10 protein-coding genes are annotated in these 12,881 nt (G+C 58.2%); all 10 read left to right on the top strand.

All coding sequences use genetic code 11. The features are described from left to right. The first annotated feature begins 96 nt into the window (after window positions 1–96). The 10 genes from CLR77_RS13175 (at window position 97) to CLR77_RS13130 (ending at window position 12,851) form a co-directional block, all read left to right on the top strand. Window positions 97–2,211 carry an ABC transporter permease gene (locus CLR77_RS13175; RefSeq protein WP_097461132.1) on the top strand — a complete coding sequence of 705 codons (2,115 nt, stop codon included), beginning with the start codon at window positions 97–99 and terminating at the stop codon, window positions 2,209–2,211. Continuing rightward, on the top strand, window positions 2,204–3,298 hold the full coding sequence (locus CLR77_RS13170; RefSeq protein ID WP_097461131.1) for a hypothetical protein: 1,095 nt from the start codon (window positions 2,204–2,206) through the stop codon (window positions 3,296–3,298). The genes CLR77_RS13175 and CLR77_RS13170 overlap by 8 nt, the downstream gene beginning before the upstream one ends. A 4-nt stretch (window positions 3,299–3,302) precedes the next feature. Next, window positions 3,303–4,793 (top strand): sugar ABC transporter ATP-binding protein, encoded by a 1,491-nt coding sequence (locus CLR77_RS13165; protein WP_097461130.1) that lies wholly within the window; start codon window positions 3,303–3,305, stop codon window positions 4,791–4,793. 33 nt (window positions 4,794–4,826) lie between these two features. Then, on the top strand, window positions 4,827–6,263 hold the full coding sequence (locus tag CLR77_RS13160; RefSeq protein WP_097461129.1) for an aldehyde dehydrogenase family protein: 1,437 nt from the start codon (window positions 4,827–4,829) through the stop codon (window positions 6,261–6,263). Window positions 6,264–6,297: 34 nt separating this feature from the next. Further along, the gene (locus CLR77_RS13155) at window positions 6,298–7,050 is read left to right on the top strand and encodes a glucose 1-dehydrogenase (RefSeq protein ID WP_097461128.1); all 753 of its coding nucleotides are present in this window, start codon (window positions 6,298–6,300) and stop codon (window positions 7,048–7,050) included. Between the two features lie 286 nt (window positions 7,051–7,336). Then, window positions 7,337–8,191: a hypothetical protein gene (locus CLR77_RS13150; RefSeq protein WP_097461127.1), complete on the top strand. Its 855-nt coding sequence runs from the start codon at window positions 7,337–7,339 to the stop codon at window positions 8,189–8,191. A gap of 29 nt (window positions 8,192–8,220) precedes the next feature. Next, entirely contained in the window at window positions 8,221–9,378 is a 1,158-nt protein-coding gene (locus CLR77_RS13145) for an acyl-CoA dehydrogenase family protein (RefSeq protein ID WP_097461126.1), read from the top strand. 12 nt (window positions 9,379–9,390) lie between these two features. Further along, window positions 9,391–10,788 carry an MmgE/PrpD family protein gene (locus tag CLR77_RS13140; protein ID WP_097461125.1) on the top strand — a complete coding sequence of 466 codons (1,398 nt, stop codon included), beginning with the start codon at window positions 9,391–9,393 and terminating at the stop codon, window positions 10,786–10,788. Next, window positions 10,778–11,971, top strand: coding sequence for a CaiB/BaiF CoA transferase family protein (locus tag CLR77_RS13135; RefSeq protein ID WP_097461124.1), 1,194 nt, complete (start codon window positions 10,778–10,780; stop codon window positions 11,969–11,971). Before CLR77_RS13140 ends, CLR77_RS13135 begins: the two co-directional genes overlap by 11 nt. Beyond that, entirely contained in the window at window positions 11,958–12,851 is an 894-nt protein-coding gene (locus CLR77_RS13130) for an HpcH/HpaI aldolase/citrate lyase family protein (RefSeq protein ID WP_097461123.1), read from the top strand. Before CLR77_RS13135 ends, CLR77_RS13130 begins: the two co-directional genes overlap by 14 nt. Window positions 12,852–12,881 lie beyond the last annotated feature (30 nt).

Here is a 12,881-nt window from a genome sequence, read left to right as displayed (position 1 = left end):
AGAGTATTCGTTTGCACGTGATCACTTACAGCACCGGCGTTACGGCGTCGGTGCGCAGGGTGGTCGTCCCTTGCCAAACACGAATCGAAAAAAGTTATGCTGACCACACTCAAAAAATATCGCTACCAATACTGGCCGGACACGGCTGTTGGCGAGCTTCTGAAGAAGCCCTGGATGGACACGGCGGTGCCGGTTGTGGCCCTGATGCTCACCGTCGCGTTCTTCAGTTGGCAGCTCAGCGGCTTCTTTTCCATTTCGACCGTTTCGGACAACCTCCAGCAAGCCAGCGAACTGGGCTTCATCGTTCTGGGGATGACGCTGGTGCTGATCGTTGGCGGCATTGACTTGAGCGTGGGCTCCACCTACGCAATATGCAATGTCCTGGTCCTCTACCTGATTCATGTCGAACAAATGCCGGTGCTGCCTGCCGTAGGCATCACCCTGCTTTGCGGAGCGCTGTTGGGTGCCATCAATGGCATACTGATCGGCTATCTGGGATTGCGGGCCTTTCTAACGACACTGGTCACGCTGATCGTGTTCCGCTCGCTGTTCGATATGCTGCAGTTCCAGTGGGCCGTCGGCATTGCCACGCACACAACAGATTCCGAGGCCTGGTACTATCTGGGAACGGGCTACTTCCTCTCGATACCGATGGCTGCCTGGGCGTTTGCCGCTATCGCGATTGCAACCCACATTTACCTCACCCGAATGCGCGGTGGCTGGCACGTGATGGCCGTCGGCGGGAGCCGGCGCTCCGCCTATAATGCCGGTCTGCCCGTAAAAAGGGTCGTCGCCAGCTCATACGTGGTCAGCGGCGTGCTTGCCTCTATGTCGGGAATCTTTTACGGCGCCCGAATCGACAGCAGCAGTGCGGACACGGGCAGCGGTATGGCCATCATTGTCCTGGCCGCTGCATTAGTCGGTGGCATTCGACTGGGCGGCGGCAAAGGCTCTGTCACCAAGGCTGTGCTGGGTACCGTCATTGTCTTCCTCATCACCAGCAGCCTTTCCAGCATGGCTACAACCGCTGGCGTCTCCCGTATCGTCCTCGCTGTGATCTTCCTTCTATTTACCACGCTGGATATCCGCTGGTTCAAGAATCGGGGCAAAGCGGTACAGGAACTCTATGTGACGCCGGGCTATCTGGACCTGCCCAAGGCGCCCTCTACCGCGGCTGAATCGCCCTATGCGGTGAACGACAAACTGCACGATATCGAGTTGATTGGACTCGGCCGCGTGGAATCCCCTGAAGATGTCATCCTCGATGACGATGACAACCTCTATTGCGGCACCCGCCACGGCAACATCATGCGATTCCTGGCGCCGGATTATCAGCAAATGGAAGTCTACGCCCACGTCGGCGGCCAACCGCTGGGTATGGCGTTCGATCCGGACGGGTACCTTTATGTCTGTATCGGGGGGATGGGACTGTATCGCGTCACACCGGAGCGCAAGGTCGAGAAAGTCACCGACGAAACCAACCGTTCACTCTTTTCCATTGCGGACGACAGTCGGTTGCGGCTCGCCGACGACCTCGATATCGCACCAGACGGACGTATTTTCTTTTCCGAAGCAACAGTGCGCTATGAGATGCATGAATGGCAGATCGATAGCCTCGAGAGTCGCGGAAACGGAAGGATCATCTGTTATGACCCGCACACCAACCAGACAAGGACTGTCGTCAAAAACCTGGTTTTCCCAAATGGCATATGCCTGGGATCTGAAGGTCAATCCATCCTGTTCGCAGAGAGCTGGGCCTGCAGGATCAGTCGGTATTGGTTCGACGGCCCCCAAAAAGGCCGGGTTGAGCCTGTCATTTCAAGCCTCCCCGGCTACCCCGACAATATCAACCGCGCCTCGGACGGTAACTATTGGATCGCACTGATGGGCATGCGGGGCCCGGCCTTCGACCTATCGATGCGCAAACCCGCATTCCGGCGGAGGATGTCCAAGCGACTGGCTCAGGACGAATGGCTCTCTCCCAATATCAACGTGGGCTGCGTTGTCAAGTGCAACGATCAGGGAGAGATTCTCGAGGCCTTATGGGACCGCAGCGGCGTGAACCATCCCATGATCACCTCGATGCGCGAGCACCGCGGCTACCTCTATCTGGGCGGCATCTCTAACAACCGTATCGGGCGATATAAGCTCGAAAAAGCCGACCCGAACTTCATGCAACATCCCAGAAGACGAGGCAAACCCCATGCTTAATGTTCTTAAGCGGGTCCGTGACCGTTTCTTTGGCGACGGTGACGACAAAAACAGTGTCGCCGTCCCGGTCTTCGATGGGGCGCTGAAACCCAACAACATCCTCGAAGAAGCCGATGTCATCCTCGAAAAGCCCGGTCTTGACGACTTGGTGACCGGAGACGACGGAGTCCTCTACGCGTCCTGTGCCAACGAGATATTGGAAATCGGCGCAAATGGCGAACCTCACCCGGTCGCCCGGTTCGATCAGCCGATACAGGCACTGGCGGCTTTCGCCAGAGGATTTGCCGTAGCGACTGAGGGCGGCATCGTTTTCCAGGGTGGTGCGGCGGACGGTAAGAAGCTCGAACAGGTAGAAGGAGAGCCCCTGAAATGTGTGACGGCCCTGCGCGAGGGTGAACAGGGGAAGTTGTTGATCAGTGAAGGCTCACGCCAATTTGGCTATGACCAATGGCGACATGATCTCCTGAGCCATGGCGCTTCGGGGCGAGTCATCGAATATGACCCTTCAAGCGGCGCAGTAAGGGTCTTGGCATCCGGGCTGGAGTATTGCTACGGCGTATGTCCCGATGGTAACCGCATCGTGGCCTCCGAAAGCTGGCGCCATCGTGTCGTCGCTATCGCCGACAACCAATGTGAAGGGATTCTGACGGCCCTGCCCGGCTATCCCGGGAGAATCAGCCCCGCCAGCGGCGGCGGCTTTTGGCTGAGCGCGTTTGCCGCAAGGACCCAACTAATGGAATTTGTCCTGCGCGAAGATGATTTCCGCCAGGAAATGATGCGCACGATCGAGCCGCGTTTTTGGGTCGCCCCTGCCCTGAGTTCTGGCGACGACTTCCGCGAGCCACTGCAGATCGGGGGCGTCAGGCAAATGGGCATTCTCAAGCCCTGGGCGCCGCCGCGCTCCTACGGTCTGGTCATTCGGTTGGACAAGAACCTGTTCCCTCTCTACTCCCTGCACAGTCGCGTTGGCGGCCGGCATCACGGCGTTGTTTCGACAACCGAGCACGATGGGCACTTGATGGTGTTGTCAAAGGGCGCCAGCCGCATTTTGCGTGTGCCTCTGACCGAAATGAATTTACAGGAGTAGTCCCATGACGCCGATTTTGGAATTGCGCCAAGCGACCAAGACCTATGCCGGTGTACCGGCCATCGAAGGAGTTGATTTCGACCTGATGCCTGGTGAAGTTCATGCACTGGTTGGCGAAAACGGGGCAGGCAAATCGACGCTCACCAAGGTTATGGCCGGTGTCGTCACCCTCAATTCAGGACAGATGCTGATCGATGGGCAGCCAGTCGATTTCCGTACGCCACTAGAAGCACTGGCAGCGGGTATCGCCATGGTGTTCCAGGAAACCAGTCTGGTCCCCACCATGACCGTTGCCCAGAACCTTTTCCTGGGTCAGGAAAAGTTCATCAACAGGCTCCGGGCCATCTACATCGCCGCCCAGCAATTTCTGCAATCGCTCAACTTCAACGTCGATCCAACCTTAACGGTGGCCGCTCTCGGTGCCGCCCAAAAGCAGATGGTCGAGATTGCGCGGGCAGTTCTGCACAAAGCCAGGATCATCGTTTTCGATGAGCCCACCGCGACCCTGACGCCTGAGGAAAAACAGCATTTCTTTCACCTCATCAAAGACCTCAAGGAGCGTGGCGTGTCGGTGATATTCATCTCCCATGCGCTTGAGGAGGCATTGGAGATATCTGACCGCATCACTGTACTGAGGGACGGCAAAAAGGTCGTCACGGACATCACGGCCAATTTCGATCGCAACCGCATCGTCAAATCCATGGTCGGGCATCAGCTATCGCAAGAGCTTTACGGCAGGAATACCCAGGCCAGGCCCCCGGGAAAACGTGTTCTCAGTGTGCAAAACCTGCGCATGGGCACCATGGTCCGGAATAACTCCTTCTCCATTTTCGCCGGACAAATCACCGGAGTGTTCGGTCTCGTCGGTTCGGGGCGTACCGAAACTTTCAAGGTGGTGGCCGGGGTACTCAAGCGGGATTACCTGCATGGCGGCAGGATTCTGTTCAACGACAAACCGGTGCGCTATCGAATTCCCGCTCCAGCCATTGCCCAGGGCATTGTCTACGTCACTGAAGACCGCAAGGTCGACGGCTTTTTCGAAACCATGGGGGTGTCCCGGAACATCTATGCCGGGCTACTCGCAAAACTCCGTGGAAAGCGAAGCTGGGTTCGAAAACGGGAAGAAAAGGCCGTCGGTGAAGAATGGACAAAATCGCTCAACGTCAAGGCTGTCAGCGCTGACGCGAATGTGATCGAACTGTCAGGCGGCAACCAGCAAAAGGTGGTGATCGCCAAATCGCTCATCCAGGACCCCGAGCTTGTCATTTTCGACGAGCCTACGCGGGGTGTCGATGTTGGCGCTGTAGCCGAAATCCACCAGATCATCAGGCAGCTTGCCGACGAAGGCAAGGCCGTGGTCGTGATCTCCTCCTACCTACCCGAAGTGCTGTCGTTGGCAGACCGCATACTGGTCTCGCGCCAGGGCAAGATCGTCGAGGAGTTCGCCAATAAGGATGTGACCGAGCGGGACATCATGTACGCGTCGATCCACTAAATAACCAATGACTCGAGGAGGCATTGCAGGCACATGGCACAGATGATGATAAACGGAAAGTCCACGCCGGCGTTGAGCGGTAAAACGCTGGATGTACTGGCTCCGAGCGACGGCTTGGTCTACGACAGCATTCCCAGGGGAGAAGCCGCCGATGTCGACTTGGCCTGCTCGGCGGCCCGGGCCGCGCTGGAGGGTCCTTGGGGCAGGTTCTCAGCACTTGAACGCAGCCGCCTTCTGCTGAACTTTAGCCGAAAAATACTCGACCACCTTGACGAACTGACAGACATCGAGGCGCGCGATACCGGCAAGCCCCTAACGGCCGCTCGTGCCGACATTACGGTGTTGGCCAGATACTTCGAGTATTACGGAGGTGCCGCCGACAAGATTCACGGTCAAGTCATCCCCTTCCTCAACGACTATTCCGCGTTGCTGGTGCGAGAACCGCTCGGGGTGACCGCGCATATCATCCCCTGGAACTATCCGGCGCAGATGTTCGGTCGCTCGACCGCTCCGGCTCTCGCCATGGGTAATGCCGTGGTGGTGAAACCCGCGGAAGACGCCTGTCTGTCGGTGATCCGCGTAGCCGAACTGGCCCAGGAAGTGGGCTTTCCACCAGGCGCCATCAATATCGTTACCGGCCTTGGCGAGGAAGCTGGCGCGAGTCTGGCGGAACACCCCGGAATCGATTTCATCAGTTTTACCGGCTCCAACGAAGTGGGCATCAAGATTCAGCAGGCCGCCGCATTGAACGCCGTCAAGTGCGTGCTGGAACTGGGGGGGAAAACCGCCCACGTGGTGTTTGACGATGCCAATTTCGAACTGGCGGTGCCGACGATCATCAAGGGTATTGTCCAGAATACCGGCCAGACCTGCGTTGCGGGCAGCCGGCTTCTGGTACAGAAGGAGATTTACACCGGCTTCATGGCGATGCTGGCCGAGGCCTTTGCCAAGGTTCGAGCGGGGACCCCGGAAATGGACGCCAACTGCGGTCCCGTAATCAGCGAAAAGCAGTTCCGGCGCGTCAATAGATTCATAGACGCCGGGATCAACGATGGCCTGGAAATTATCTGCCAAGGCGAGATCCTGCCCGGCGTTCCCGAGGGCGGCTATTTCATCGCCCCAACGCTCTTCAGTGCCGACGACCACAGCAGCGACCTGCTTACCCAGGAAATATTCGGCCCGGTTCTGGTAGCCCTGCCCTTTAGCGATGAAGCAGATGCCATTCGCTTGTCCAACGCCACCGACTACGGCCTGCAAGGCGCAGTTTGGACTGAAAACGGCAGTCGACAACAGCGCATGGCACGAGGCATCCGTTGCGGGCAGCTGTACATCAATTGTTTTGGCGCGGGCGGCGGCGTGGAACTCCCGTTTGGCGGCGTTAAGAGGAGCGGCCACGGCCGCGAAAAGGGCTTTATCGCTCTTGAGGAGCTGAGCACGACCAAGACGATCGTTCAGTTCTACGGTGCATAAACACGTAAAACAAATAAACAGAGAGGATATCGAAATGAGTCAGTTAGCCAATAAAGTCGCGATAGTGACAGGCGCGGGAGGCGGTTTTGGCGAAGGCATCGCCAAAATGTATGCCAAAGAGGGCGCCACCGTAGTGATTGCCGATATCGACCTGGAAGCCGCAAAGCGGGTGGCCGCGGATATTGGCAGCAGCGCGATGGCGATGAAAACCGACGTCAGTTCACGTGCAGACATCGAAGAGCTGGTAGAAAGCTGCTTGAAAGAGTTCGGCAAACTCGACATCGTGGTCAACAACGCCGGCACCACTCACAAGAACCAGCCGATGCTGGACGTCGATGAAGCCACCTTCGACCGCGTGTTCAACGTCAACGTGAAATCCATCTACTACATGACGCAGGCCGTGGTTCCCATTATGCGCAAACAAGGCGGCGGCGTAATCCTCAACGTCGGTTCCACCGCCGGCATCAGGCCCCGCCCCGGATTGAGCTGGTACAACGCCTCGAAGGGAGCGGTGAATGTGCTCTCCAAGTCGATGGCCGTCGAACTCGGGCAGGATGGAATCAGAGTTAACGCCATTTGCCCCGTCATGGGCGTCACAGGGCTGTTCGAAGCCTTTATGGGATTGCCGGATACGCCGGAGAACCGGGCAAAATTCGTTTCAACCATTCCTCTGGGGCGCTTCTGCAAACCCTCTGATGTGGGCGCGGCCGCCGTTTTCCTCGCGAGCGACGCGGCAGAGTTCATGACCGGGTTAGAGTTTCCCGTCGATGGCGGGCGCACGGTTTAAGGGTCCGCCAAACGCGCGATCTCACCCGTCCCGTTCACGTTTGAGATTACTGCACGACATCGACAGTTGCGTCGCCATAGCGGCGCAACTGCTCCATTTCGCGCGGGCATGAATTCGTCCACGAACGGCTTGGGCGACGACACCTTGCGCAGCCAATAGCACAGCCAGTCCGTCGCTCACCGCGTGCCGAACGCAGCCTTATGGAAATACAAATTCCACGAGATCGAACCATTCTCAATACTGGTGCTGAAATCCATAAAACAACATCAAATCAGCGATCGTTATCATGGAAAAGTACAACGACCAATCGTGGCTCGGCCACCAGCAACTTGTCGATGACAACCTCGATGTGTCTTTGGCAATACGTCTCGCCGCCTTGTTCGGCAGATCAGCGCCGGCGCCCCACTCGCCACTGCCGCCTTTATGGCACTGGGCCTTTTTCCAGGCCCCCTGCAGCGAAGCGAAACTCGGCGAAGACGGACACCCCGACGATGACGGCTTTCTGCCTCCGCGCGCTGGCAGACAGCGAATGTGGGCAAGTGGCGACGTGGTATTTCATCACCCGCTGCTGATCGGGCATCCCGCACGCCGGATTTCAACGCTGGAAGACATCGAAAAGAAAAATGGCAGCAACGGTGAGCTGACTTTTTTACGGGTCAGTCACGAGTATTTCCAACTCGATGCTGACGGCCACATTTCGCGGGAGACCGCTGCCATTTCAGAGCGTCAGGTTCTTGTGTACCGCACGCCGGCTCCAGCCAAAACCCAGCGTGGGAGCGACCCGGCTAACGCGCAATGGCAACGACGCATTGAACCTACCCCTGTCACGCTGTTTCGTTACAGCGCAGCGACCTTCAATGGTCACCGCATTCACTACGACACGCCTTATGCCACTGAGCGTGAAGGCTATCCGGGACTGGTGGTCCATGGCCCTCTGATAACGACATGGATGCTTGATGCATTTATCGATGCAAATCCCCAGGCCCAGCTTAGGAGATTGCGTTATCGAGGTAACCGCCCCCTGTTTTCACCCACACCATTCGAGGTTGCGGGCCGTATCGATGCTGCCGGCCAGGCGTCCTTATGGGCAGCCGACGACCGGGGCCTAGCCCATCAAGCCACGCTCGAATTCGAGGCTTGATTTGCCACGTTTCTTATTGAGGTCTCATTATGCTAGAGCACGAAGGTATTCAGGCGATCCGGGACGGCGTGCGCAACCTTTGCGCGCAGTATGACAGTGCCTATTGGCGCGAACTCGACGCAAGGAAGGCATTTCCAGAGGCATTTGTCGCTGCGATGACCAACGCCGGGTGGCTTGCCGCCATGATCCCCGAAGCCTATGGCGGCTCAGGCCTGGGTCTGACGGAAGCATCGGTGATTCTCGAAGAGGTAAACCGCTGCGGCGGCAACTCCGGTACTGTCCATGGCCAGATGTACAACATGTTTACGCTGCTCCGTCATGGCAGCGAGGAACAAAAGGCACGCTACCTCCCCCGGCTGGCCTCCGGCGAGTTGCGCCTTCAGTCCATGGGTGTCACCGAACCCACCACTGGCACCGATACCACCCAATTGAAGACCACCGCGGTCAGGCAGGGTGACCGCTATGTGGTTAACGGCCAGAAAGTGTGGATATCGCGCATTCAGCATTCTGATCTGATGATCCTGCTGGCACGGACCACACCGCGCGACCAAGTCGCAAAGAAGTCCGAGGGAATGTCGATCTTTCTGGTGGATCTGCGTAAGGCCATTGGTCATGGCCTGACCGTGCGCCCCATCGCCAATATGGTCAACCACGAAACCAACGAACTCTTCTTTGACAATCTCGAACTGCCGCTCGATTGCCTGATAGGCGAGGAAGGCCAGGGATTCAAATACATCCTGGCTGGCCTGAATGCCGAGCGCACTCTGATCGCCGCGGAATGTATCGGCGATGGGCGTTGGTTCATCGAACGGGCCTGTCGCTACGCCTGCGACCGCGTGGTCTTCGATCGCCCCATCGGTAAAAACCAGGGCGTCCAGTTCCCCCTCGCGGAAGCCCATATTGAAATCGAAGCTGCGGACCTTATGCGTTGGCGGGCCTGCGAACTCTATGACCGCGGCGAAGATGCCGGCACCAGCGCCAACATGGCCAAATATCTTGCCGCCAAGGCCTCCTGGGAAGCGGCAAACGCCTGCCTCCAGACTTACGGCGGTTTCGGCTTCGCCAATGAATACGATATCGAACGCAAGTTCCGCGAGACACGTCTTTATCAAGTCGCACCGATATCGACCAACCTGATTCTGTCCTACGTTGCCGAGCGCACGCTGGGACTGCCGCGCTCTTTCTGACGGAGATGATCCATGGCTAGCCGAATACCCAACACCCATCAACTGGCCGCGTTCCTCGCCGAGCTTCGTTACGAGGCGATCCCCTCACCCGTTATAGAACGAGCCAAGGACCTGTTTCTCGACTGGCTCGCATCGGCCCTGGCCAGCAAGGGCAGTCACCCTATTCCGGTGTTTGAACGCTATGTCCAAAAGATGGGCCCTCAATCCGGGCCAAGCACCATGGTCGCCAACCGTCATTCGAGTTCCGCCTATTTTGCCGCCTTCATAAACGCTGCATCTTCCCACCTGGTAGAACAGGACGACTTACATAACAGCTCGGTCCTGCACCCGGGTACCGTGGTCTTTCCTGCAGCATTGGCGGCTGCTCAGGACCTCGGAAAATCCGGGGCCGAGCTTCTGCTCGCGTCGGTTACCGGCTACGAAGCGGGTATCCGCATTGGCGAATTTCTCGGCCGTTCCCACTACCGGGTGTTCCACACCACCGGTACTGCCGGTACCCTCGCGGCTGCGGTGGCTGTGGCAAAACTGCACGGATTCGATACCGAACAAATGATCCAGACATTGGGGTCTGCGGGCACACAGGCCGCCGGGCTTTGGGAATTTCTGAGGGATGCCGCCGACTCGAAACAACTGCATACGGCTAAAGCTGCCGCAGATGGCCTGCTGGCCGCCTATATGACAGCCGATAACCTGCGCGGCGCCCGAAATATCCTTGAGGGCCCCCAGGGGATGGCTGCAGGCATGTCCCAGGACGCAGACCCGACCCGGCTGGTGGACGGCCTCGGCAGGCGCTGGGCGACGATCGAGACCTCGTTCAAGTTCCATTCCTCCTGCCGTCATACACATCCCGCCGCAGATGCCCTGTTATTGCTGATGCAACGGGAACAGCTGACGTATGACGACATCGCCTCCGTCACCGCCCATGTGCATCAGGCCGCCATCGACGTACTGGGTGAAGTTCACGAACCCTCGACCGTTCATCAAGCCAAGTTCTCCATGGGTACGGTGCTCGGCCTGATTGCCGTCTATGGTCGCGCAGGATTGGACGAGTTCAAAAACCAGGCGCTGCAGGATCCACGAGTGGCTGCGTTTCGCCAAAACGTCACCATGGTTTTTGATCAGGAGGTGGATCACGCCTATCCCAAACGTTGGATCGGGCGCATTGCCGTGGTCACCAGCGACGGGCGTCGCCTTTCAGCGGAAGTGAACAGTCCGAAGGGTGATCCGGACAACACCCTATCGAGAGCGGAACTGGAGGAAAAGATGTACCGGCTCGTGCGATTCTCCGGAGCTGCAACAGATGCGGAAACCCGGACACTCATCGATAAGGTCTGGCAGCTTGAAACGCTGCCCGATCTTGAGCAGTTATTGCCCGGTGCAACAGAGCAGGAGGACCGCCATGACGTCTGATACCGCATCCCGGCCCCTGGACAGCATCACCGTGGTGAGCCTTGAGCACGCCATTGCTGCCCCCTTCTGTACCCGGCAGCTCGCCGATCTCGGGGCTCGCGTTATCAAGATAGAGCGGCCTGGCGTCGGAGATTTTGCCCGTGCCTACGACCAGCGCGTCCGCGGGCTCTCTTCCCACTTCGTCTGGACCAACCGCTCGAAAGAGAGTCTCACCCTGAACCTCAAGGCCGATGCAGGCCTCGCCATCCTGCACAAGCTGCTCAACGAAGCCGACATACTGGTCCAAAACCTGGCCCCCGGCGCTATGGATCGAATGGGCCTGTCCTACAAGGCGTTGAATGAGCGTTACCCGTCGTTGATCGTCTGCGATATTTCCGGCTATGGCGAGGACGGACCCTATCGAGACCGAAAGGCCTACGATTTGATGATTCAAAGCGAGTCAGGTTTCCTGTCGGTGACGGGATCGGCCGATGGCCCGGCTAAAGCTGGCTGCTCCATATCCGACATCGCTGCCGGCATGTATGCCTACTCGAGCATTCTCGCTGCGCTGATTCAACGAGGTAAAACAGGCGCTGGCAGCCGAATCGACGTTTCCATGCTCGAAAGTACCGTTGAGTGGATGAATTATCCCCTGTATTACGCCTTCGATGGTGCGCCGCCTCCGGATCGAGCCGGCGCCGCTCACGCCACGATCTATCCCTACGGCCCTTTCCCGACGGGTGACGGGGTCGTGATGTTGGGACTCCAGAATGAGCGCGAGTGGCAGGCTTTCTGCGACAAGGTCATCCAGCAACCGGACATGGCGAAGGATCCGCGATTCAACGCAAACGCAAAACGCAGTGCCGCTCGAGACGAACTCAAGCACATCATTTCCAAAGCTTTCGCACGGATGACGACTGTTGATGTTCGCGAGCGGCTTGACGCTGCGGGCATTGCCAATGCCAAGGTTAATACAATGCAGGATGTGTGGGCCCACCCTCAGCTCAAGGCCCGCCAACGCTGGGTGGAGATCGGCAGCCCAGCCGGCCACCTGCCGGCCCTGTTACCACCTGCCAGCAATAACACCTATTCGCCACGAATGGACCCGGTTCCCGGTCTCGGTCAACATACCAACGCCATCCTGAAGCAACTGGGCTACGGAGAGAAAGCGATTGAGGAGTTCCACCAAAATGGCACCGTCTAGCAAGATATCCAGCGAACCGGCGGACTTTCCCCGGGTTGCGCGGTCAGCCCTTTTCGTGCCGGCCGTCAATACGGACCGTATACCGAAAGCCTTTGCCAGCGGCCCTGACGTTGTGGTCGTGGACCTGGAGGATGCGGTGGCCGCCGATGCCAAACAGGCCGCCCGCGATGCATTGGCTCTCTTCCTTGCAGAAAGGCCCACGGGTGGCTTTTGGGTCAGGACCAACGCGCCGGACAGCAAACACTTCGAAAAGGATCTGGCTTTTTGTGCCGAGCAGGCGCTGATCCTGGGCTTGATGATTCCCAAAACGGAACACCCTGATCCGCTGAACCATGCCCTGGCAAAAAGCGGTAAACCGTTGTGGCCGTTGATCGAAAGCGCCCAGGGCCTTGCCTCCATCAGCACCATTGCCGCCGTGCGCGGCGTCGAAAGACTCGGCATCGGAGCGATAGATCTGGCCCTCGACCTGGACCTGATCGACGGCCATGCCGGAGCGCAAGCCATATTGGACCAAGCCAACTACGCCCTGGTTCTTCATTCAAAACTGGCAGGACTGGCGCCTCCTTTGGCGGGGATCTGCCCGGCGATCAGAGATATCGACATGATCACCCGGGATGCGGAGCGGGCCCGAGCCATGGGTTTCGGCGGAATGTTGTGTATCCATCCGGCTCAGATCGAACCTGTGCACCGAGCATTCACCCCAACCAATGCGCAAGTGGATTGGGCGCGACGCATCATTGCCGGAAGCGCCGGGGGCCACGGTGCCTTTCAGGTAGACGGTGAGATGGTCGATGCGCCAATTATCGAGCGCGCGCGGCGAATCCTCTCGCGCAGTGACGTCTCGGGGAAGGTCGCTTCCTCAGATCAAGGTGGCCTTTAGAAGACAATCGATATAACGTAACTCTTTAAT

Source organism: Mangrovitalea sediminis, assembly GCF_002514725.1.
In the GTDB taxonomy this organism is placed as follows: domain Bacteria; phylum Pseudomonadota; class Gammaproteobacteria; order Pseudomonadales; family Oleiphilaceae; genus Mangrovitalea; species Mangrovitalea sediminis.
This window is presented reverse-complemented; position numbering and strand designations above follow the sequence as displayed.